The sequence below is a fragment of the Sutcliffiella sp. NC1 genome, assembly GCF_027594365.1.
GTDB lineage: Bacteria > Bacillota > Bacilli > Bacillales > Bacillaceae_I > Sutcliffiella > Sutcliffiella cohnii.
In genome coordinates this window covers 3,682,254-3,706,488 of record NZ_CP115153.1, presented here as the reverse complement: position 1 = coordinate 3,706,488, position 24,235 = coordinate 3,682,254, and the positions used below count along the sequence as shown (strand labels likewise).

Genomic DNA, 24,235 nt, shown 5'->3' with positions numbered 1-24,235 from the left:
CGTGTTATTATAAGATTTAGGATTGGTGAAATGGGGGCATATGTTTTGTCAGATAATAAAACACGTACAACGGTTGACATTTATGGACAGCAATATTCCATTGTTGGTACGGAAAGTATAAGTCATATTAGGCTCGTTGCTTCCATTGTCGATGAAAAAATGAGAGAAATCAATGGTAAAAATCCAAATTTAGATATAAATAAATTAGCAGTATTAACAGCAGTGAATGTCGTGCATGAGTATATTCAATTAAAGGATGCTTATGATACGCTTGAAAGAGAATTGAAAAAGAGGGATTGACTACGATGCTCGATATAATCATCATCTTTTTATTTATTTTAGGGTTAATTGTAGGTGTACGCCGCGGTTTTATTATGCAGGTTGTACATTTATCAGGCTTTATTGGCGCATTTCTCGTTGCATTTATTTTTTATGAGAAACTCGCCCCAAACTTAAAGCTATGGGTTCCGATGCCTAGTTTTGGAGACCCTGCCTCAGCAGTACTTTTGTTTGAAGCGACTAACTTAGACGTTGCTTATTATCGTGCCATTGCTTTTGCACTTTTATTCTTCGGATCAAGAATTGCCTTTCAAATTATTGGATCAATGTTAGATTTCTTAGCGCATTTACCGATATTAAAAACGGTCAATGGGTGGGCTGGAGGAATATTAGGATTTGTAGAAGTGTATTTACTTGTCTTTGTTTTACTTTACATAGGTGCATTAGTGCCGTTAGATGCTGTTCAAGCTTCTATTAGCGATTCGTCTATGGCTAAAAGTATTGTTGAACATACACCTGTCTTTTCTACTAAATTAAAAGAGCTTTGGATTGGTTATATGGCAATGTAGGAACTCCTCTGCAAAAAAGTAGAGGAGTTTTTCCTATTACTATGGAATATTGTACTTGAGGGGAAAATATTTGTATCATTAACTTATTGAATCCTTTGGAAAGAAAGGTTGGAGTAGAAATGAATAAAAAACAAATCGTTCGCTATTTAGAGACGATTGCGATTTATATGGAATTAAAAGGTGAAAATACTTTTAAAATATCTGCTTTCCGAAAGGCCGCAGCAGCGTTAGAAAACGATGACCGTAGTATGGAACAAATAGAAGATGTAACAAAATTACCTGGAATCGGGAAAGGTACTGCTAGTGTTATACAAGAACTATTAGCGGAAGGGAAATCATCTGTTTTAGAGGAATTGCAAAAAGAAGTTCCAGAAGGGCTAATCCCCTTACTAAAACTTCCTGGCCTAGGCGGTAAGAAAATTGCGAAACTATATCAAGAGTTAAACGTAGTAGATATTCATACGTTAAAAGAAGCGTGTGAGCAAGAGAAAGTACAAGCGCTAGCTGGTTTTGGAAAAAAAACAGAAGAGAAAATTTTAGTTGCAATTGAAGAGGTAGGAAAACGGCCAGAACGATTACCGATTGCTTTTATGATGATGATTGCCGAAGATATCGAAAAGCAAGTTTCAAACATGACTCACATTGAACAGTTTGAACGTGCAGGTAGTTTAAGAAGATACCGGGAAACAATTAAGGATCTAGATTATATTATTGCTACTAACACTCCAGAGAAAGTGAGAGAACAGCTCGTACAAATGGAGCGAGTTAGCGAAATTATTTCAAATGGTGATACAAAAGTTTCCATTGTATTAAAGTACGACTATGATGTATCAGTCGATTTTCGTTTAGTAGAAAAGAAAAGCTTTGCAACGACTTTACACCATTTTACAGGTTCAAAAGACCATAACGTTCGGATGCGTCAATTAGCGAAAGAGCGTGGAGAAAAAATTAGTGAATATGGCGTTGAAGTGACAGAAACAGAAGAGGTGCTACACTTTGATTCCGAAGAAGCTTTTTTCCAACACTTTCAATTACCGTTTATTCCTCCAGAAATTCGTGAAGACGGAACTGAGGTAGATTATGCATTAGTGAACGGACATCTACCGCTCATTCGGTTAGAAGACATAAAAGGCGATCTCCATATGCATACAACATGGAGTGATGGTGCCTATACACTTGAAGAGATGGTGAATGCTTGTCGTGCTAAAGGCTATCAATATATGGCAATAACCGACCATTCGCGTTATTTAAAAGTTGCTAACGGATTAACACCGGAGCGATTAAAGGAACAAAGAGAACAAATTAAAATACTGAATGAAAAATATGATGATATTACGATTTTAGCAGGGGTAGAGATGGATATACTTCCAGATGCTACTCTTGATTATGACGATGAACTACTAGAAGAAATGGATATCGTCATTGCCTCTATTCATTCAAGCTTCTCGCAAAATCGAGAAAAAATAATGGAACGGTTAAAAATAGCACTCGAAAGCTTCCATGTTGATATTATTGCTCATCCGACAGGTAGGATAATCGGTCAACGTGCCGGTTATGATGTCGACATTGAAATGTTAATACAGCTTGCTAAAGAAACAAATACAGCACTCGAGTTAAATGCTAACCCTCACCGCTTAGATTTAACGAGTCATCATGTTAAGCTAGCACAAGATAATGATGTGAAGATCGTTATTAACACCGATGCACATAGTTTAGAAATGTTGGAAGATATGCCGCTAGGTGTTGCTACCGCTCGTAAAGGTTGGATTAAAAAAGAGAGTGTTATTAATACGTGGGATATAGAACAATTAAAGAAGTTTTTAAATAGACACCATTCGTGAATAGCTATTTACGAAGAAGGGAGTAATCAAGTGCAGCCTAGAACGTTTAAAGTATTAGAATTCAATAAAGTAAAAGAAAAGTTAAGAGAGTTTACGGCCTCTTCATTAGGTAAAGAAAAAGTAGATTCGTTATTACCTTCTTCCGATTTTGAAGAGGTGAAAAATAGTCAGTTGCAAACAGATGAAGCTGCTACAATTATCCGCTTAAAAGGAGAAGTCCCACTAGGAGGAATAAAAGATATACGAGCTCACGCCAAAAGAGCTCAATTAGGTGGCGCGCTTCATGCACAAGAGTTGCTAGAAGTAGCTGGAACGATATATGCAACGAGACAATTAAAAAAGTTTATGGAAGCATTACTTGAAGATGAAATAAAAGTTCCGATATTACAACAACTCATTGAAGATTTGGTTGCCCTTCCAGAAGTAGAAAGAGCAATAAAAACGTGTATCGATGATCATGGTGAAATGTTAGACGGTGCCAGTGATAAATTACGTGGAATTAGGCAGCAGCTACGCTCAACAGAATCAAGAATACGAGAAAAGCTAGATAGTATGCTACGTTCTTCTAATGCACAAAAAATGTTATCTGATGCTATCGTTACCATTAGAAATGAACGTTATGTGCTACCGGTAAAGCAAGAATACCGCGGAGCATACGGTGGCATTGTTCACGATCAATCTTCTTCAGGAGCGACTTTATTTATCGAGCCACAGCAAGTCGTAGATTTAAATAATACATTGCAAGAAGCGAAGGTGAAAGAAAAGCAGGAAATTGATCGGATATTACGAGAGCTTTCTTTACAAGTGGCGGAAGTTGCTGAAGAGCTTACTAGTAATGTCGTTATTCTAGCCGAGATTGATTTTATGTTTGCAAAAGCAAAATATGGTAAGCATATACGTGGCACGAAACCTACTGTTAATAACGACGGCTATGTTAGAATGCTGCAAGCAAGACATCCGCTTATTTCTGATGATGAAGTAGTCCCGAATGATATCGTGTTGGGGAAAGATTATACGTCAATCGTTATTACCGGTCCTAATACTGGTGGTAAAACGGTAACCATTAAAACGATAGGGTTATTAACGTTAATGGCACAATCAGGTTTACAAATACCAGCTCAAGACGGATCAGAAGTAGCTGTTTTCTCAAAAGTTTTTGCAGACATCGGTGACGAGCAATCAATTGAACAAAGCTTAAGTACGTTTTCTTCTCATTTGGTGAACATAGTTGATATTTTAAAAGATGTAGATGATGAAAGTTTAGTGCTATTTGATGAACTAGGTGCAGGAACGGATCCGCAAGAAGGGGCCGCTCTAGCGATATCCATTTTAGACGAAGTGTATCAAAAGGGTGCGCGAGTTGTAGCTACAACCCATTATCCAGAGTTAAAAGCTTATGGCTATAACCGAGCAGGAGTGGTAAACGCTAGTGTCGAATTTGACATTGAAACATTAAGTCCCACATACCGATTATTAATCGGCGTTCCTGGTAGAAGTAATGCATTCGAAATTTCAAAACGACTTGGCTTACAAGGAGATATTATTCAGAGAGCTAAAAGCTTTGTAAGTGATGAGAGCAATACAGTCGAAAATATGATTGCCTCTTTAGAGGACAGTCAAAAAAGAGCAGAGAAAGAATGGAAAGAAGCAGAACAAATACGTAAAGATGCGGAAACATTGCATAATCAATTACAAAAACAAATAATTGATTTAAATGAGCAACGTGATAAATTGTACGAAAAAGCAGCGAAAAAAGCTGAAGAAATGGTGGAGGAATCAAAGAAAGAAGCGGAAGAAATCATCCGTGAACTTCGTAAAATGCGTCTCGAGCAACATGCAAATGTAAAAGAGCATGAGTTAATTGATGCAAAGAAACGGTTAGAGGATGCTGTACCATCTGTACAAGGTAGTAAGCAAAAAACTACTTCGCCACAATCTACACAACAGTTAGAACTTGGAGATGAAGTAAAAGTACTAACGTTAAATCAGACTGGTAACCTTGTAGAAAAAGTAAACGACAGAGAATGGCAAGTGCAAGTAGGTATTTTAAAAATAAAAGTCAAAACGAAAGACCTTCAGTACGTAAATCGCCCAAAACCAGTGGAGAAAAAACCGTTAGCTACTATTCGAGGGAAAGATTATCATGTTAATCTAGAATTAGATTTACGAGGAGAACGATATGAGGATGCCTTATTACGTGTAGAAAAATATATCGATGATGCATTACTAGCTGGTTATCCACGTGTTTCGATTATTCATGGTAAAGGAACAGGCGCATTACGAACTGGTGTACAAAATTATTTAAAGAACCATCGATCCGTTAAAAATTATCGGTTCGGAGATGCTTCAGAAGGTGGAACTGGTGTTACGGTAGTCGAATTTAAATAGTGGGGGAAAGTAATGGAAAACTTTTGGGAAATGGAGATAGTACGGACAGCGGCCAATTTTAGTGTTGTAGTATTGTGTATCGTACTTTTTTTAGCTATTTTCGAGATTGTAACGAAGTACAAAAATTGGGAAGAAATTAAAAAAGGAAATGTTGCAGTAGCGATGGCAACTGGTGGGAAAATGTTAGGGATAGCTAACATTTTCCGTTTCTCCATACAAGACCACGACTCGTTATTTGCGATGATAGGCTGGGGAACAATCGGGTTTGTGTTACTCTTATTTGCTTATTTTATGTTTGAATTTCTTACACCGCGGTTTAATGTTGATAAAGAAATCGAAAACGACAATCGCGCAGTAGGTTTCATATCTTTTATTATCTCGATAGGTTTATCATTCGTAATTGGGGCAAGCATAAGTAGTTAAGGAGAATTCAATTAATGGAAACTTTAGCAAAAGTATTACTAGCCTTATGTGCAGTATTTATTTTAATTGGAATAGTATATTTATTTATCGTATAATTATTTAACATTATTTAGTAAAGTGTTATGAAAAGGTGGCTCTCTTGCTACCTTTTTTCTTTTTCCACAACCATTCACCTTTTACAACTAGGAAAAAACAGTATACATGTTGGCGAAAAATTTTAAAAAATATAAAAAAGTGTTATAATTCTGTAAGACTTCTTGATATACTATAACAAACTGATATAGGCCATATGTAATAGTACAGGCACATATCCGTTTCCCGGTGAAGCGGTCCATAACAAACATAGTCAATAGGTTAGAGAAAGTGGGCGCTAACACCTGCATCTTAGTTCTACGTAACAATCATTGGGGGATGATTGATATTTCACTTTTAAAGGGAGGTTGAAAGATGGGAGAAATGAACAGACCATGGGTTTCTCAATACCCACCAGAAATACCGAAAGAAATAGAAATCTCAGAACGTAGTTTGCAATCGTTTTTAAAGGATGTAGCGGAGGAATTCCCCGAAAAAGTTGCGATTCATTTTCTAGGGAAAAAACTAACGTACAAAGAATTGTACGAACAATCTTTAAAGCTAGCAAACTATTTATCGGGACTTGGTGTTTCTAAAGGAGATCGTGTAGCTATTATGCTACCAAACTGTCCACAAGCTGTTATTGGGTATTACGGAGTTCTTTTAGCAGGAGGAATTGTTGTACAAACGAACCCTCTTTATACAGAACGGGAGCTAGAATACCAATTAAATGACAGTGGTGCCGAAGTGATTGTTTCACTCGATATTTTGTATCCTAGAGTGTCAAAAGTGAAAGCGCTAACAAAGTTAAGACATGTTATTGTCACTGGAATTAAAGATTACTTACCTTTTCCGAAAAACTTATTATATCCTTTTGTACAAAAAAAGGAATACGGTATTGTTGTGAAAGTTGAGCATAGTGGGGATAACCACCTATTTACTGAAATTATGAACAGGACAGCTGCGAAACAGTTGAATGTGGAAGTCAATCCGAAAGAAGACTTAGCGCTTCTCCAATATACTGGGGGAACAACCGGCTTTCCAAAAGGAGTAATGTTAACCCATCACAACTTAGTATCCAATACAGAAATGTGCGTTAAATGGATGTATAACTGTAAAAGAGCAGAGGAAGTAGTGCTAGGGGTGCTACCATTCTTCCACGTTTACGGCATGACAACAGTAATGAATTTATCTGTTATGCAAGCATTCGAAATGGTGTTAGTACCTAAATTTGATGCTACAACGATGCTAAAGCTAATTCAAAAGTATAAGCCAACTTTATTTCCTGGTGCACCAACAATTTATATTGCTTTACTTAATCATCCTGATATTGAAAAGTATGATTTGTCGTCCATTGATTCTTGTATTAGTGGGTCAGCACCACTTCCAGTTGAAGTACAGGAGCAATTTGAGAAAGTTACTGGTGGTAAATTAGTGGAAGGATATGGCCTGACAGAATCTTCTCCAGTAACCCATGCAAACTTCTTATGGGGAGAAAGAGTTTCAGGTAGTGTCGGTTTACCATGGCCAAACACTGACGCAGCAATACTATCGATGGAAACAGGAGAAAGAGCAGAAGTTGGTGAAATTGGAGAGATTGCAGTTAAAGGTCCACAAGTAATGAAGGGCTATTGGAATAAGCCAGAAGAAACAGAAGCAGTTTTAAAAGATGGCTGGTTATTAACTGGCGATTTAGGTTACATGGATGACCGAGGTTATTTTTACGTTGTTGATCGTAAAAAGGATATGATTATAGCAAGTGGCTTTAATATATATCCGCGGGAAATAGAAGAAGTATTGTACGAACACCCTAAAGTACAGGAAGTTGTAGTAGCTGGTATTCCAGATCCTTATAGAGGGGAAACAGTAAAAGCATACATTGTGAAAAAAGCTGGTACTGAAATGACGGAGGATGAATTAGATCAATACGCTAGAAAACATTTAGCGGCTTATAAAGTGCCAAAAATATATGAATTTAGAGATGAATTGCCGAAAACAGCGGTAGGAAAAATATTAAGAAGATCATTAGTAGAGGAAGAGAAAGAAAGAATAGCAAAGTAAGTTCCTCTAGATGATGGAGACATCATCTTTTTCTTTTTCGCAATGAAAAAATTATGGTATGATAGGATTGACAGTAATACTTTTATCCATTATTATGAGAATATGAATGATGATTCATTCATTTTTTCAGTAAGGGAGCGAAAAGGTTGAAACAACAACAAAAGCCTAAGTATAAACAAATCATCGATGCTGCAGTAATCGTTATCGCTGAAAAAGGATATCATCAATCACAAGTATCCAAAATAGCGAAGCAGGCTGGTGTTGCAGATGGAACGATATACTTATATTTTAAAAATAAAGAAGACATTTTAATCTCGCTTTTTCGAGAAAAAATGGGATTGTTTATTGAAAAAATTGAAGAAGAAATAAAGGGAAAAGAAACAGCAAAAGAGAAGTTATTAACGTTAATAGAAAAACACTTCTCTATTCTAGCTGAGGATCATCATTTAGCTATCGTTACTCAGCTTGAATTACGCCAGTCTAATCTTGAGCTTCGTTTGAAAATTAATGAAGTTTTAAAAGGCTATTTATTATTAGTAGATAGTATTTTACATGCTGGAATAGAAACTGGTGAGCTTAGAGAAGATTTAGACGTTCGATTAGCAAGGCAAATGGTTTTCGGAACGATTGATGAAACGGTTACTTCATGGGTAATGAACGATCAAAAGTACGATTTACCTACACTTGCTCCGAAAGTTCACAATCTATTAATCAACGGTTTTGGGGCTTAAATTTTTAGCCCCGAAACGTTACATACAATAGAAAGTGGGGATGAGAATGGAATTTTTCAAATGGAAAGATATTGAGCATGTAGCTGTTGTTACTATTAGTCGTGCTCCTGCCAATGCTTTATCGTCTTCAGTTTTGAAAGAGCTTAAATTACTTTTAGATGAACTAGAAAAAAACGATAATGTAAGAGTTATTCTACTTCATGGAGAAGGAAGATTTTTCTCTGCTGGAGCAGATATTAAAGAGTTTACGACTGTTTCAACAGGTGAACAATTTTCCGAACTCGCAAAATATGGTCAACAACTATTTGAACGTATGGAAAACTTTTCAAAACCTATTATTGCATCGATACACGGTGCTGCATTAGGCGGTGGATTAGAATTAGCAATGGGCTGCCATATTCGATTAGTCTCAAAAACAGCAAAATTAGGTTTACCAGAATTACAACTTGGATTAATTCCAGGCTTTGCTGGTACTCAACGTTTACCGAGACTGATTGGTACTCCGAAAGCTTTAGAATTAATGTTAACAAGTGATCCAATTACAGGGGAAGAAGCCGTTCAATGGGGACTAGCAAATAAAGCATTTGAAGAAGATGAGTTATTTGATGAATCGTTAAAAATGGCGAAAAAAGTTGCTGCTAAAAGTCCAATTACAACTGCTGCTGTCATTGATTTAAGCAAATATAGTAAAACAGAGCTGTTTTATGAAGGTGTAAATAAAGAAGCCTCCTATTTTGGTACAGTCTTCACTTCAGAAGATGGTCAAGAAGGAATAGCCGCCTTTTTAGAAAAAAGAGCTCCACAATTCAAAGGGAAGTAATATTTTTTTAGTATATATAATCTGAATGTTAGTAATTCATCTAATCTTTTAATAGGAGGTACAGTTATGAATATTTTTGTATTGCTTAAAAGAACTTTTGATACAGAAGAGAAAATTACCGTTTCAAATGGTGCTATTAATGAAGATGGAGCAGAATTTATTATAAATCCTTACGATGAGTATGCAGTGGAAGAAGCTATTCAATTAAGAGATGCTCATGGCGGAGAGGTTACAGTCGTGACTGTAGGGACAGAAGAAGCTGAAAAAGAATTAAGAACAGCTTTAGCGATGGGGGCAGATAAAGCAGTCCTTATCAATATTGAAGATGATGTGGAAAATGGTGACCAATTTACAACGGCGAAAATTATCGCAGAATTCCTTAAAGAAAAAGAAGTAGACATCATTCTAGGAGGAAACGTAGCGATTGATGGTGGTTCTGGTCAAGTAGGGCCACGCGTAGCAGAATTATTAAACATTCCTTATGTAACTACCATTACAAAATTAGAAATTGATGGAGGGAAAGTTACGATTGTGCGCGACGTAGAAGGTGATTCGGAAATTATTGAAACGTCATTACCGTTATTAGTGACTGCACAACAAGGATTAAACGACCCTCGCTATCCTTCTTTACCAGGAATTATGAAAGCGAAAAAGAAGCCGCTAGATGAACTTGAGTTAGATGATTTAGATTTAGAAGAAGACGATGTAGAGCCTAAAACAAAGACAATTGAAATATATTTACCACCACAAAAAGAGGCAGGACGCATTTTACAAGGTGAGTTAGAAGAACAAGTGAAAGAGCTTGTAACAGCATTAAGAAATGAAGCGAAAGTAATATAATTCATTCGTAAAATAGATCTTTCAAGAGGAGGAGAAATCATGGGTAGAAAGGTATTAGTTCTTGGAGAAGTACGTGATGGGGCTTTACGTAATGTATCATTTGAAGCAATCGCGGCGGGTAAAACAGTTTCTGAAGGTGGAGAAGTTGTTGCAGTATTATTAGGAGATAGCGTTTCTTCACTAGCGACAGAATTAGTTAGTTACGGAGCAAATCGAGTAGTAACAGTAGAACACGAAAATTTAAAAGCGTATACATCTGACGGTTATGCTCAAGCGTTAATGGCAGTTATTGAGCAAGAAAGCCCTGAAGGACTAATTTTCGGTCATACGGCGCTAGGAAAAGATTTATCACCGAAAATTGCTTCAAGATTAAATTCTGGTTTAATTTCAGATGCGACACAAATAGAAGAAGCTGGAGGAAATATAGTATTTACTCGTCCAATTTATTCAGGAAAAGCATTTGAGAAGAAAATTGTAACTGACGGACTAATTTTTGCAACAATACGTCCTAACAATATTGCTAGTTTGCAAAAGGATGAGTCACGTACAGGCGAAGTTTCTTCTATAAGTGTAGACGTAAAAGATTTACGTACAATTATTAAAGAAGTAGTACGAAAAGCAACAGATGGTGTGGACCTTTCAGAAGCAAAAGTGGTAGTTGCTGGTGGGCGTGGTGTGAAAAGCGTGGAAGGTTTTGAACCGTTAAAAGAGCTAGCAGACGTATTAGGAGCAGCGGTTGGTGCTTCCCGTGGTGCTTGTGACGCAGACTATTGTGATTACTCTTTACAAATTGGTCAAACAGGTAAAGTAGTTACACCAGATCTTTATATTGCTTGTGGAATTTCAGGAGCAATTCAACATTTAGCTGGTATGTCTAACTCAAAAGTAATCGTTGCAATTAACAAAGATCCAGAAGCGAACATTTTCAAAATAGCTGATTATGGAATTGTCGGAGATTTATTCGAAGTTGTACCGATGCTTACAGAAGAGTTTAAAAAATTATTAGTGACATCCTAACTTCTAAATGCTGCGAGAAAATCGCAGCATGTTTTATTTTCAATTGGAAAAACTAATAAAGCAAGCAAAAAAATAGCATATACATAAAAGATAATGCTATACTCTAACGTGTAAAGAAATATTAACCAAAATTAAATCATTTTTTTATTTGGGAGGAATTTTATTATGGCAATTACAAATGCAACAGATCAAACTTTCGCACAAGAAACAGCTGAAGGTGTAGTATTAGCTGACTTTTGGGCACCTTGGTGCGGACCTTGTAAAATGATTGCTCCTGTATTAGAAGAGCTTGATACAGATATGGGTGACAAAGTGAAAATCGTAAAGGTTGATGTGGATGAAAACCAAGAAACAGCTGGTAAGTTTGGTGTAATGAGCATCCCAACACTATTAGTATTAAAAAATGGTGAAGTTGTTGATAAAACAGTTGGTTTCCAACCGAAAGAAGCATTAGCTGAACTTTTAAACAAACACCTTTAATAATATGAAAAGGGCTTAGTGAAAATGCACTAAGCCTTTTTCTATGCCTTTGTTCGACAAAATTCATTTCTTGGGAAATAATTGTCGATAATCCAGAAATGAAAAAATGAACTAATGGAAACTATATGATAAAATATACGTTGGAAACATATAAACTGGAGGGTGAGGAAAATTGAATACATTGCTAAAAGAAAAGCTATCCATTTTGCCTGACCAACCAGGATGTTATTTAATGAAAGATCACCAAGGTACAGTGATTTATGTTGGTAAAGCAAAGGTATTAAAAAATAGAGTTCGATCTTATTTTACAGGATCTCACGACGGAAAAACGTTAAGACTAGTAAATGAAATAGTTGATTTTGAATATATCGTAACTTCTTCTAATATTGAGGCGTTAATTCTTGAGATGAATTTAATAAAAAAACATAACCCAAAGTATAACGTTTTGCTTAAAGATGATAAACGTTACCCTTTTATAAAAATTACAGCAGAGCGCCATCCACGTTTAATTATTACGAGGAAAGTAAAGAAGGATAAAGGAAAATACTTTGGTCCATATGCAAACGTCCAAGCAGCAAATGAAACAAAGAAACTGCTAGACAGAATTTATCCATTACGAAAATGTTCCACATTACCCGATAGAGTTTGCTTATATTATCATATTGGCCAATGTTTAGCTCCTTGTGTAGAATCAGTTTCGGAACAAACGAATAAAGAAATGGTAGAGGAAATTGTTAGGTTTTTAAATGGCGGCTATAAAGAAATTAAAAAAGAGCTAACAGAGAAAATGAATATAGCTGCTGAAGCTTTAGATTTTGAACGAGCGAAAGAATATCGTGACCAAGTGCTAAGTATAGAAGCAACTATGGAAAAGCAAAAGATGGAAATGACCGATTTTGTAGACCGTGACGTTTTTGGATATTCAGTAGATAAAGGTTGGATGTGTGTACAAGTATTTTTTATTCGTCAAGGAAAGTTGCTTGAAAGAGATGTATCTTTATTTCCAATTTATAACGAACCAGAGGAAGATTTTTTAACATTTTTAGGTCAGTTTTATTCGAAAGTTAACCATTTCATCCCAAAAGAAGTGCTGTTGCCAAATGAAATTGACGGTGAGTTAGCAAGTAAGCTATTAGAAACGACAATATTAAAACCACAGCGAGGGAAAAAGAAACAGTTAGTAGATCTTGCAAGTAAAAATGCGAAAGTAGCATTGCAAGAGAAGTTCTCTCTTATTGAACGGGACGAAGAAAGAACGATAAAAGCCGTTGAAAACTTAGGGGAAAAGTTAGGAATCCGAACACCGCATCGTATAGAGGCTTTTGATAACTCTAACATTCAAGGAACAGACCCTGTATCCGCAATGGTCGTATTTATCGACGGAAAGGCCGAAAAAAGGGAATATCGAAAATATAAAATTAAAAGTGTACAAGGGCCTGATGACTATGAATCGATGCGAGAGGTTGTTCGCAGAAGGTACACGAGAGCACTTAAAGAGAGCTTACCGCTACCAGATTTAATCATTATTGATGGTGGTAAAGGTCATGTCGGAGCTGTACGCGATGTGTTGGAAAATGAACTTAATTTATTCACACCAGTCGTCGGTTTAGCGAAAGATGAAAAGCATCGAACTAGTGAGTTAATTGCCGGGGAAGATTTCGATTTAGTGCCTTTAGGGCGTAATAGTCAAGAATTTTATTTATTACAACGAATTCAAGAAGAGGTACACAGATTCGCAATTACGTTTCATCGTCAACTTCGAAGTAAGAACGCATTTCAATCAATGTTAGACGACATTTCTGGAGTAGGGGCACAACGTAAAAAAACACTATTAAAACATTTCGGTTCCATAGCAAAAATAAAAGAAGCGACTGTAGATGAAATAAGAGAAGCGGGAGTCCCGCTAAAAATAGCAGAAGATATTTATAATAAGTTTAATGAATAAACTATTGTCTCATATATAATAGTCTGTTATAATCAACATTAATTTCATAATGTACACTTCAAACACGAAGTGAAGATAGAGGTGCGAACTCTAATAGTATGTAATGGGAGAAGATAGAGCTTCTGAGAACATTACAGAAAGGGGAGGATCGCCGAAGCGAAAAAGAACTCTACTGTCTTTTTTGCTGGTTCTACATTTAATAAATGTAGGATTGTCAGATGGATATTACTATCTGGAGAGCTATCTCACGCGGTGACAGTTTTTTAGCATAAACGGATCACAGCAATGAGAATATAGCTCATTGCTGTTTTTTTGTTTTTATAGCCAAAAAATACACCTCTAATCTTTCTCATTATGATTTAATCCTGGCTACATGGTGTAGGCAAAATAAATAAAAAAGGGATGATTAGAATGGCAATCATTGTACAAAAATTTGGAGGAACATCGGTTGGTTCAGTTGAAAAAATTCAAAATGTAGCAAATAGAGTTATTGCAGAAGTGGAACAGGGGAATAGAGTAGTGGTAGTCGTCTCTGCTATGGGAAAAACGACGGATCAGCTCGTTTCTTTAGCTAGCGAAATAAATCCGCATCCAAGTAAACGAGACATGGATATGTTACTAACGACAGGTGAACAAATAACGATTTCTTTATTATCAATGGCCTTACAAACGAGAGGATTTGATGCTGTTTCCTTAACGGGTTGGCAAGCTGGAATCCGTACCGAGCCAATTCACGGTAATGCAAGAATCACTAATATTGAAACGAAAAATGTTCAAGAACATTTAAATAATAACAAAGTAGTTATTGTTGCAGGCTTTCAAGGGATTTCCGAAAATAACGAGATTACAACTCTAGGAAGAGGTGGATCTGATACGACAGCTGTGGCGTTAGCTGCCGCTCTTTCGGCTGAAAAGTGTGATATATATACAGATGTTACAGGAGTATATACAACAGATCCAAGGTTTGTTAAAGAAGCAAGAAAGTTGTACTCAGTCTCATACGATGAAATGCTTGAGCTAGCAAACTTAGGTGCTGGAGTGTTACATCCACGAGCAGTAGAATTTGCAAAAAATTATGGTGTCAAGCTTGTAGTTAGGTCGAGTATGGAAGACGAAGACGGAACGATTATTGAGGAGGAAGTATCGATGGAAAATAGTTTAGTAGTAAGAGGAATTGCGTTTGAGGATCAAATTACAAAAGTAACGGTATGTGGTTTGCCAAATGAATTACATACATTATCGACAATATTTACAACGCTAGCTAATAATAATATTGATGTAGATATTATTATCCAATCAAGTTTAGATAGAGATGGCTCAAATATTTCCTTCTCAGTAAAAACGAAAGACGTTGAAAATACAATCTATGTGCTAGAGCAAAATAAAGAGAAATTAGCTTTTTCCCATATTGAACAAGAAAGTAAATTGGCGAAAGTTTCCATCGTAGGTTCTGGAATGGTCTCTAATCCAGGAGTAGCAGCTGAAATGTTCCATGTTTTAGCTACGGAAGGGATTCATGTGAAAATGGTTAGTACGTCAGAAATAAAAGTATCTACTGTCGTGGATGAAGGTGCGATGGTAAAAGCAGTAGAGGCGCTTCATGTTGCGTTTAAACTAGGTGAAAGCGAAGTGCAAAAAGTAAACGTATAATAGGTTATGGAACGATAATTAGCTTTAACTATTAATAGCCCAATCTTCCATGCAATTGCAAAACTTGTATACAAATATTTAGCCCATATTCATGGCCGTGGCGGCTGAATATGGGCTTGTTGCTTAGTTTTTTTTCTTTCCTAGTGTGTAAAGTTTGTAGAACCTCCAAATTGTACCGGCAGAGAGAGTAGCATGTGCTTTTGCCCTTTTATAAGTGTATATTTACGTATAATAGTGCGTTAATTCAAATAGATTACACTGGGAAAAGGGCAGTTAACTATTATATCTTCTGATTTTCTAGTCAATTTTAGCTGGGTAGTTCTCCAAGTAATTCATTACTTAACAAGTAGTTGGATTTACTTAACAAATTTTGTAAATTACATAACAGGAATCGAAATTTGCTTAACAAGTGTTGCAAATTACATAACAGCAGTCAAAATTTACTTAACAAGTTTTGTAAATTACATAACAGGAATCGAAATTTACTTAACAAGTGTTGCAAATTACATAACAAGAAGCAAAAATTAACTTAGCAAGGGCACATTTCATTTAAAATTAATATTAGACCTTCTAGGCTGCTTGCCTTGTTCGCCGCTAGCGTGCGCCATCCGCTTTTCTATTTGTCCAGCTCCGGCGGCTAGGTCCGGCTCGAACTTCACTTTTCCTCCGTACGATAAGTCAACATCAACTCGCCTTCCGGCTCGTTGTGTTTCCTATATCTCCTGCGGAAAAGCTCCAGTTTGATTGGACCTACCAAGCCGCCTGCGCTTTTCTTCCTATTTATCCCATTGGACGGTTATGTAGATGGTTTTTCTTTTGCGTTCTTCTTCTACCGCTTCGGCTGTTTTTTGTTTTAGACGTTGTATTTGTTCGGCTAGAAAACCAGCTTCTAGTTGGAATGAGGCATCTTTTTGTAATTCAATCCTTCTTGTTACAATTTCTCCGCTTAACTTGAATTTTAGCTCTGTTTTTTTCTCTTCAACAATTTCAATCAAGCCCCATCCAGCTTCATGAAAAAAAGATGGAAGTTCTTCGGTTGATTCGATAGGGAATTTTCGTGCAACTTGCTTTCCAGACCAGTATAGTAACTGGGAATAGTCTTTTCCGAGTATGTCAGGTAAAAGGAAGTCTCGAAGTAATTCATAACCAAATGAAGGAATGAGAAGCTCCTCTGTCTCTACACCGTTTTGGTTTTTTGTGTCATTGCTCATTCTCGCTCTCCTCTCTTTATTAACAGTTTTATTATATACAATGTTCGATATTTCATAAATAATTGTGTATATTGAAATTTTGGTAGTTTAGGAGTATTTAGTAAAAAATATTCTATTAATATATTAAATGAGGTACGAAACTATTAATAAATATCAGAAAAAAATATAAATTTTGTTTTTCTGGCCTCGTATTCTTGACGCTTGTAATTAGTGGGAGTAAAATAATAGTTGTCATATAATTGTCGATAAATTTGCAAAGGCTTTCATTTTATCGAAAATTTGAAAAGTGATGTAGTAGTTTAAGAAATTTTTCACTATAATAGTGAGAGACAAAAACTAACAAACATCGAATCTATTTGTCGAAACTAAAAAGGGGGTACAGAAATGGCGCAAAACAACGAATTTTTATTAAGAAGACTCCATTCCTTATTAGGGGTTATTCCAGTCGGACTCTTCCTAATACAACATTTAGTTGTAAATCACTTTGCAACAAAGGGGCCGGAAGCATTTAACAAAGCAGCACATTTCATGGAAAATTTACCATTTCGTTATGCATTAGAAATTTTTGTGATTTTCCTTCCTATTTTATTCCATGCTATTTACGGTTTGTATATTGCTTTCACTGCCAAAAACAACGTAAGTAACTATGGATTTGTCCGTAACTGGATGTTTTTACTTCAACGTGTAACAGGTGTTATTACTTTTGTATTTATCATTTGGCACGTATGGGAAACGAGAGTTCAAGCTGCATTTGGAGCTGACGTAAACTACAGCATGATGGAAGGGATTTTATCATCAACTCCAATGTTTTGGTTCTACGTTGTTGGTGTAATTTCAACAATTTTCCACTTTGCAAATGGTTTATGGTCATTCTTAGTAAGTTGGGGAATAACTGTAACTCCACGAGCTCAGTTAATTGCTACTTACGTAACAATCGGAATTTTCTTAGCACTTTCTTATGTAGGAATAAGTGCATTACTAGCATTTGTATAAAAAAACGTATGGAGCAAATATAAAGGAGTGAGGTACATAAATGAGTAAAAAAGTTATCGTAGTCGGCGGTGGATTAGCTGGTTTAATGGCAACCATTAAAGTAGCAGAAGCTGGCGCATCAGTTGATCTATTTTCTTTAGTACCAGTTAAGCGTTCTCACTCTGTTTGTGCCCAAGGCGGTATTAATGGGGCAGTAAACACAAAGGGAGAAGGAGATTCTCCGTGGGAACATTTTGATGATACAGTTTACGGTGGAGACTTTTTAGCAAACCAACCACCAGTTAAGGCAATGTGTGAAGCAGCACCAGGTATTATTCACTTATTGGACCGTATGGGTGTAATGTTTAACCGTACTCCAGAAGGTTTATTAGATTTCCGTCGTTTCGGTGGAACTCAGCACCATCGTACTGCATTTGCAGGTGCTACTACTGGGCAACAGTTATTATATGCTCTAGATGAGCAAGTGCGTCGCCATGAAGTAGCTGGACTTGTAACAAAGTATGAAGGATGGGAATTTTTAGGATCCATCGTTGACGATGAAGGTATTTGTCGTGGGGTAGTTGCACAAAACTTAACATCTATGGAGATTGTTTCATTCCCAGCAGATGCTGTAATTATGGCAACTGGTGGCCCTGGAATTATCTTTGGAAAATCAACAAACTCTGTTATTAACACTGGTTCTGCAGCTTCTATCGTATATCAACAAGGAGCATATTATTCAAACGGTGAGTTCATTCAAATCCATCCAACAGCAATTCCAGGAGACGATAAATTACGTCTAATGAGTGAATCCGCTCGTGGAGAGGGTGGACGTGTTTGGACATACAAAGATGGCAAGCCTTGGTATTTCTTAGAGGAAAAATATCCTGCATACGGAAACTTAGTTCCTCGTGATATTGCAACGCGTGAAATCTTTGACGTATGTGTAAACCAAAAACTAGGTATAAATGGCGAAAACATGGTTTATTTAGATCTTTCTCATAAAGATCCAAAAGAACTAGATATTAAGCTTGGAGGAATTATCGAAATCTATGAAAAGTTCATGGGTGATGATCCTCGTAAAGTACCAATGAAAATCTTCCCTGCCGTTCACTATTCAATGGGTGGACTATGGGTAGATTATGATCAAATGACAAACATCCCTGGTTTATTTGCAGCTGGTGAATGTGATTACTCTCAGCACGGAGCTAACCGATTAGGTGCAAACTCCTTACTATCTGCTATTTATGGTGGTATGGTAGCTGGACCGAAAGCTGTAGAATATATAAATGGTCTTGAAAAGTCTGTTGATTCTTTATCTACTTCTTTATTCGATCGATACGTAAAAGAAGAGGAACAAAAATGGAATAAAATTATGAACATGAATGGTAAAGAAAATGCATACGTGCTTCATAAAGAGCTTGGAGAATGGATGACGGATAACGTTACAGTTGTACGTTACAACGACAAGCTAAAACAAACAGATGAGAAGATTCAAGAATTACTAGAACGCTATGATAATATTAATATTCACGATACTGCTAAATGGAGTAACCAAGGTGCGGCATTTACTCGCCAATTATTCCACATGATGCAATTAGCACGTGTTATTACGATTGGTGCATTAAATCGTGACGAGAGTCGCGGTGCGCACTATAAGCCTGATTTCCCAGAACGTAACGATGAACAATTCCTAAAAACGACGATGGCGAAATTTACAGGTCCTAAATCGGCTCCAGCATTCCATTATGAGGAAGTAGATGTTTCTTTAATAGAACCACGTAAACGTGATTATACAAAGAAAAAAGGGGGTAAATAACAGTGGCTGAACAAAAAACAGTAGAATTTATTGTCGTTCGTCAAGATGGTCCAGATGGCAACCCCTATGAGGAAAAGTTTGTCCTTCCTTATCGTCCAAATATGAACGTTATCTCTGCATTAATGGAGATTAGACGTAACCCAGTTAATAAAGAAGGTAAAGAAACAACACCAATAAACTGGGATATGAACTGTTTAGAGGAAGTTTGTGGAGCTTGTTCCATGGTAATTAACGGGAAGCCTCGTCAATCATGTACAGCACTCGTTGATAAACTAGAGCAACCTATTAAACTAGAGCCTATGCGTACGTTCCCAGTAGTACGTGACCTTCAAGTTGACAGAAGTCGTATGTTTGATTCCTTGAAAAAGGTAAAAGCATGGATTCCTATTGATGGTACGTATGACCTTGGACCAGGACCTCGTATGCCTGAGAAAAAGCGTCAATGGGCATATGAATTATCTAAATGTATGACTTGTGGTGTATGTTTAGAAGCATGTCCAAACGTTAATAGTAAATCTGATTTCATTGGTCCTGCACCGCTTTCTCAAGTTCGTTTATTTAATGCTCATCCAACTGGTGAGATGAATAAATCAGAACGTTTAGAAGCTATTATGGGTGACGGAGGACTTGCGAATTGTGGTAACTCACAAAACTGTGTACAATCATGTCCAAAAGGCATTCCTTTAACAACGTCGATTGCAGCACTAAACCGTGATACAACTGTCCAAATGTTCCGTAACTTCTTCGGAAGTGACCAAGGATAATAAAAAAATCAAATCGCCTCGTCTAAAAAATAGATTGAGGCGATTTTTTCACCATATAGCGTGTTTAATAAGAGAGGAGATTCATAGTGGAAAAAATAAAATATATTCAAGAACTACAAACATGGATGAATGAGTTCTCATTCAGTCACCCGATTTCTGTCCGTTTTTCCGAAACAGATATGTTTGGACACATGAATAATACAGTTCCATTCGCTTACTTTGAAGACGCGAGAATAGCATTTTTTAAATATTTAGGGTTTATGCAAAACTGGGTATCACCTAAAAGTGAGACGATTCCAGTAGTAGCGGATTTACAATGCGACTACTTAAAACAAGTATACTTTGGAGAAAAATTACTAATTTATGTTAAAGCTCAAGAAGTAGGCACATCTTCCGTCGATTTGCATTATATGGGGAAAAGAGAGTCAAATGGGGATATTTGTTTTGTGGGAAGAGGGAGAATGGTTCAGCTGAATAAAAGAACAGGAAAAGGTGAACCTTGGTCAGAAGAGATGAGACAAAAGTTTTTTGTGAAAACGAAAATCAACTCATAAAAATTTTAGAAGGTATAGAGGTTAATAATGATGTAATTTAACCTCTTCCTCTTTTTTCTTTTGAATGCAGCCCACCTTTCTTTTTCGTCCCCAATAAATAATCACCTCATATGCCTATAAATAAAACACAATTTGCAAAATAGGTGTTCTAAATGTAACTCTCATAAGGTTTTTCACATATTATACCATGACTAAATATATACCCATCCGCTAGTTCAGCTCTGGCTAAGGCAAGGAGGGTTACATTCATTGAAGGAGAAAGAATTTCAACCAAAGCCATTGCTCACAAAAAGAGAAAGAGAAGTATTTGAACTGTTAGTACAAGATAAAACTACGAAAGAAATCGCATCAGAGTTATTTATTAGTGAAAAAACAGTTCGAAATCATATTTCAAATGCTATGCAAAAGCTTGGGGTTAAGGGGCGATCTCAAGCAGTTGTCGAGCTTCTTCGCATGGGAGAGCTAGAGCTTTAACCGATGAAGGTGACAAATTCAAGGGAGAACTCTACATACCGATAGTATGAGAGTTTCCTCTCTTGCTATTTGTCAAATTCTAAAATATATAGAATAGAGAAAATGTTAATTCCAAGTAAAACTATATTAATTGTCACATGTAATGTATTGCATTTTCTTCGTAAAAATAAGAAAATATAATTAGCTACACTAAGGAAAAATTCCTAACGGTGAAAGTATAGTAAACATACTAACTTCAAGATTTTGCATAATGCTTCACAATATATTCATAAAAAAGTTTATGGTAGTATTAAAGGAATAAAAATAGTACAAGCAGTAATTAAATAAAATTACTAATTGGGAAGTGGGTAGAGAATGACTAATAATAGCACAATGAATCAAGATCAATTAGTGGCGGATATTGAAAAATCCCTCCGTTACATAGCAGCGCTTGTGAAACAAAAAGGGCGAGAAATATTAACGAACTACACAATTACACCACCGCAATTCGTTGCACTACAATGGTTATTAGAAGAGGGAGATATGACCATTGGTGAGCTATCTAATAAAATGTATTTAGCTTGTAGTACGACGACAGATCTTGTTGATCGAATGGAAAAAAATGAATTAGTTCAACGTGTCAAAGACCCGAATGATCGTCGAGTAGTACGAATTCATTTATTAGAAGAAGGCGAAAGAATTATTAACGATGTTGTTAAGAAACGCCAAGATTATTTACAAGGAATATTAGAAAACTACTCTTATGATGAAATTGTAGTTTTAGATAAAGTGTTAGGAAGATTACACCAAGAAATGAAGCATGAATGAGGGATACTAGTTGGAAAAACCGATTGGCGTAATTGATTCGGGTGTTGGTGGATTAACGGTTGCAAAAGAAATTATCCGTCAACTACCGAAAGAACGAATCATTTACTTAGGAGATACAGCACGATGTCCATATGGACCGAGAGATAAAGAAGAAGTAAAGCAATTTACGTGGGAAATGACTAATTATTTATTAAACCATCATGATATTAAAATGCTTGTTATTGCCTGCAATACAGCAACTGCTGCAGTATTAGAGGAAATTAAAGAAAAGCTACCAATTCCAGTAATCGGCGTTGTCGACCCTGGTGCTAGAACTGCTTTAAAAGTTTCAAGTAATAATCATATTGGAGTAATAGGTACAGTAGGAACAATAAATAGTAAAGCATATGAAAATGCGTTAAAAACGATAAATAGTGATGTTCAAGTTGAAAGTCTTTCTTGTCCTAGTTTTGTCCCATTAGTGGAAAGTGGAGAATTTGATGGTGAAGACGCAATTGAAATAGTAAAAGAATCGTTATTACCCTTTCAAGAAAATAAAATGGATACGTTAATTTTAGGATGTACGCATTATCCATTATTACGTCCTGTTATCCAAAAAGTGTTAGGCAACCATGTTCGCTTAATATGTTCAGGTGACGAAACAGCACGAGAGGTTAGTACTATTTTAAACTATAAGAAAATGTTAAATAAACATAATCGCAAAGAAGAACATTTGTTTTTAACTACTGGTGGAAAAGAAATATTCCAAAAAATTGCTACTAAACTGTTCGAACAAAACATTGAAAATGTAAAAACAATCGAATTATAACCGTAAACAAAACCTACTTTTCATAAAGGAAAGTAGGTTTTTTCCTGTCTATAAAACTGTAAAGTGTATCAAAACGTTTTCCCTTCCATGAATGAGCTGTGAGCAGATATAGCTCTCCCGTGGAAAGCACATTCCGATAGGAGAAAAGAGTGGGGAAATCCAATCCTTACTATTCTCATGGTAAATACCGATGTAAGTGAAATTTAAGCCATAGCGCATGAAAATGGGTGGGTTTTTCCCTTATAACATATAGAGCCGTGAGTGAAACGGAGCGGAAGGTGCGAGACTCCAGCGGGAGTAGCGTGAGTCTTGAGACCCCGCACGAGCGAAAGCGAGGAGGAGGCTCAAGCCACGCCCGCGGAAAGCGAGTACCTGCAGCGAAGTGAAACGGACTAACTATAAAACGTACAATATGAATCAATGTTGTCTATAATGAAACGCTATTTTTTAAAGAAGCCACTTATTAGGGTAGACAACTATGCAAGTAAAAAAAACACTCCAAAGATACCAAAAAAGAATAAATAAAATATTCATAGCTTGTTCTATTTTAAAGAATAGCTCGTATACATATTAGTACAAACCGTCTTAGGAGGGAAACGCATGTCACAAAATAAAAAAACAACAATTACTGTCGTTCTTGCATCCTCACTTTTATTAGCTGGTTGTGGATTGTTTGGTGATGAGGAAAAAGTAGGCTCACAAATCGATCCGCCACAAGATGTATCTATTGTTAATGACCTTGATACAGATGAAACAGATGTTAATAATGAAGAAATGGATGATGAAGAAGTAAGTAACCAAGTTTCGCAAAGAGAATTATATTTATTAGATCGAAATGGTTTTGTAGTTTCACAAACATTAGCCTTACCAAAAAGCGATAGCCCTGCAAAACAGGCTCTACAATATTTAGTAGCTGGTGGCCCTGTAGAGGATCTATTACCAAATGGGTTTAGAGCGGTAATACCGGCGGGAACAGAAGTTGATGTTAATCTATTATCAAACGGAACAATTGTTGCAGATTTCTCTAGTGAGTTTGCGGAATACTTACCAGAAGATGAACTAGCAATCTTACAAGCAATTACGTGGACTTTAACACAATTTGATTCCGTCGAAAATGTAGAGCTTCGAGTAAATGGTCATAAACAAGATGTAATGCCAGTTAATAAAACACCTATCACGAAAGGGCTAAGTAGAGCAAATGGTATTAACTTAGAACATGACGCGATTGACATTATGAATACAAGACCAGTGACGCTTTATTACATTGGCGAAAATAATAATGGTGACACTTATTACGTTCCAGTGACGAAGCGTATTAAAGCGGAAAATGCAAACAACTATGAAGCGATTATCGATGAATTAATTAACGGTCCGTCATCAACATCAGGCTTACTATCTGGTTTTACAAATGATGTGGAATTACTTTCAGAGCCAAAATATGAAAATGGTCTTCTAACGCTAGACTTCAATGAAAATATTGTTGGATGGTCTGATAACACTATTTCGAAAGAAGTTATCGACACGATTGTTTTAACATTAACAGAACAACCAGGTGTAGATAGTGTTGCTATTACGGTGAACGGTGAAAAAGACTTAATGGCTTCAGATGGTACTAGTTTAGCAGAGCCAGTCTCAAGACCAGAAAAAGTGAATACAGGTAGGTTTTAATCTGTAAATTTTGATATACTAAAAATAGAATGTTAAAGAAGG

22 protein-coding genes and 1 riboswitch are annotated in these 24,235 nt (G+C 36.3%); of the genes, 21 read left to right on the top strand and 1 reads right to left on the bottom strand.

Features of this window, described 5'->3' with window-relative positions:
• Window positions 1-45: 45 nt before the first annotated feature.
• From zapA to O1A01_RS19300, 13 genes are all read left to right on the top strand, one after another.
• On the top strand, window positions 46-300 hold the full coding sequence (gene zapA, locus O1A01_RS19360; protein ID WP_174522366.1) for a cell division protein ZapA: 255 nt from the start codon (window positions 46-48) through the stop codon (window positions 298-300).
• Between the two features lie 5 nt (window positions 301-305).
• A complete protein-coding gene (locus O1A01_RS19355) occupies window positions 306-848 on the top strand; it encodes a CvpA family protein (RefSeq protein ID WP_066415419.1) in 543 nt (180 codons plus the stop codon).
• Between the two features lie 119 nt (window positions 849-967).
• On the top strand, window positions 968-2,689 hold the full coding sequence (polX, locus tag O1A01_RS19350; protein WP_270064780.1) for a DNA polymerase/3'-5' exonuclease PolX: 1,722 nt from the start codon (window positions 968-970) through the stop codon (window positions 2,687-2,689).
• Window positions 2,690-2,719: 30 nt separating this feature from the next.
• Window positions 2,720-5,077, top strand: coding sequence for an endonuclease MutS2 (locus O1A01_RS19345; protein WP_270064779.1), 2,358 nt, complete (start codon window positions 2,720-2,722; stop codon window positions 5,075-5,077).
• A gap of 12 nt (window positions 5,078-5,089) precedes the next feature.
• Window positions 5,090-5,500 (top strand): DUF350 domain-containing protein, encoded by a 411-nt coding sequence (locus O1A01_RS19340; protein ID WP_066415425.1) that lies wholly within the window; start codon window positions 5,090-5,092, stop codon window positions 5,498-5,500.
• A 456-nt stretch (window positions 5,501-5,956) separates the two neighbouring features.
• On the top strand, window positions 5,957-7,633 hold the full coding sequence (locus tag O1A01_RS19335; protein ID WP_412766303.1) for a long-chain-fatty-acid--CoA ligase: 1,677 nt from the start codon (window positions 5,957-5,959) through the stop codon (window positions 7,631-7,633).
• Window positions 7,634-7,779: 146 nt separating this feature from the next.
• Complete coding sequence (locus tag O1A01_RS19330) at window positions 7,780-8,364, top strand: fatty acid metabolism transcriptional regulator FadR (RefSeq protein ID WP_066415429.1); 585 nt, start codon at window positions 7,780-7,782, stop codon at window positions 8,362-8,364.
• 46 nt (window positions 8,365-8,410) lie between these two features.
• Window positions 8,411-9,184, top strand: coding sequence for an enoyl-CoA hydratase (locus tag O1A01_RS19325; RefSeq protein WP_270064777.1), 774 nt, complete (start codon window positions 8,411-8,413; stop codon window positions 9,182-9,184).
• Between the two features lie 66 nt (window positions 9,185-9,250).
• Window positions 9,251-10,024 (top strand): electron transfer flavoprotein subunit beta/FixA family protein, encoded by a 774-nt coding sequence (locus tag O1A01_RS19320; RefSeq protein WP_066415440.1) that lies wholly within the window; start codon window positions 9,251-9,253, stop codon window positions 10,022-10,024.
• Between the two features lie 39 nt (window positions 10,025-10,063).
• Complete coding sequence (locus O1A01_RS19315) at window positions 10,064-11,041, top strand: electron transfer flavoprotein subunit alpha/FixB family protein (RefSeq protein WP_270064776.1); 978 nt, start codon at window positions 10,064-10,066, stop codon at window positions 11,039-11,041.
• 165 nt (window positions 11,042-11,206) lie between these two features.
• Window positions 11,207-11,521, top strand: a complete 315-nt coding sequence (gene trxA, locus O1A01_RS19310) for a thioredoxin (protein WP_066415444.1) — start codon at window positions 11,207-11,209, stop codon at window positions 11,519-11,521.
• 172 nt (window positions 11,522-11,693) lie between these two features.
• Entirely contained in the window at window positions 11,694-13,466 is a 1,773-nt protein-coding gene (gene uvrC, locus O1A01_RS19305) for an excinuclease ABC subunit UvrC (RefSeq protein WP_270064775.1), read from the top strand.
• Between the two features lie 68 nt (window positions 13,467-13,534).
• Window positions 13,535-13,717: riboswitch (Lysine riboswitch) on the top strand.
• A gap of 160 nt (window positions 13,718-13,877) precedes the next feature.
• Complete coding sequence (locus tag O1A01_RS19300) at window positions 13,878-15,116, top strand: aspartate kinase (protein ID WP_270064774.1); 1,239 nt, start codon at window positions 13,878-13,880, stop codon at window positions 15,114-15,116.
• 776 nt (window positions 15,117-15,892) lie between these two features.
• Here the strand turns inward: O1A01_RS19300 and O1A01_RS19295 are convergent.
• Window positions 15,893-16,327, bottom strand: a complete 435-nt coding sequence (locus O1A01_RS19295; protein ID WP_066420259.1) for a YslB family protein — start codon at window positions 16,325-16,327, stop codon at window positions 15,893-15,895.
• 384 nt (window positions 16,328-16,711) lie between these two features.
• Here O1A01_RS19295 and O1A01_RS19290 point away from each other — a divergent pair, with 384 nt between their 5' ends.
• From O1A01_RS19290 to O1A01_RS19255, 8 genes are all read left to right on the top strand, one after another.
• On the top strand, window positions 16,712-17,320 hold the full coding sequence (locus tag O1A01_RS19290) for a succinate dehydrogenase cytochrome b558 subunit (RefSeq protein WP_066420258.1): 609 nt from the start codon (window positions 16,712-16,714) through the stop codon (window positions 17,318-17,320).
• A gap of 40 nt (window positions 17,321-17,360) precedes the next feature.
• Window positions 17,361-19,118, top strand: a complete 1,758-nt coding sequence (gene sdhA / locus O1A01_RS19285) for a succinate dehydrogenase flavoprotein subunit (RefSeq protein WP_066420256.1) — start codon at window positions 17,361-17,363, stop codon at window positions 19,116-19,118.
• A gap of 2 nt (window positions 19,119-19,120) precedes the next feature.
• A complete protein-coding gene (gene sdhB / locus O1A01_RS19280) occupies window positions 19,121-19,882 on the top strand; it encodes a succinate dehydrogenase iron-sulfur subunit (RefSeq protein ID WP_066420253.1) in 762 nt (253 codons plus the stop codon).
• Between the two features lie 86 nt (window positions 19,883-19,968).
• Window positions 19,969-20,436, top strand: coding sequence for an acyl-CoA thioesterase (locus O1A01_RS19275; RefSeq protein ID WP_066420251.1), 468 nt, complete (start codon window positions 19,969-19,971; stop codon window positions 20,434-20,436).
• Between the two features lie 249 nt (window positions 20,437-20,685).
• Entirely contained in the window at window positions 20,686-20,910 is a 225-nt protein-coding gene (gerE, locus tag O1A01_RS19270; RefSeq protein WP_013059396.1) for a spore germination transcription factor GerE, read from the top strand.
• A 354-nt stretch (window positions 20,911-21,264) separates the two neighbouring features.
• Window positions 21,265-21,717 (top strand): MarR family winged helix-turn-helix transcriptional regulator, encoded by a 453-nt coding sequence (locus tag O1A01_RS19265; protein ID WP_066420249.1) that lies wholly within the window; start codon window positions 21,265-21,267, stop codon window positions 21,715-21,717.
• Between the two features lie 10 nt (window positions 21,718-21,727).
• Window positions 21,728-22,525 carry a glutamate racemase gene (racE, locus tag O1A01_RS19260; protein WP_066420247.1) on the top strand — a complete coding sequence of 266 codons (798 nt, stop codon included), beginning with the start codon at window positions 21,728-21,730 and terminating at the stop codon, window positions 22,523-22,525.
• Window positions 22,526-23,125: 600 nt separating this feature from the next.
• Complete coding sequence (locus O1A01_RS19255; RefSeq protein WP_066420246.1) at window positions 23,126-24,193, top strand: GerMN domain-containing protein; 1,068 nt, start codon at window positions 23,126-23,128, stop codon at window positions 24,191-24,193.
• The last annotated feature ends 42 nt before the right edge of the window (window positions 24,194-24,235 follow it).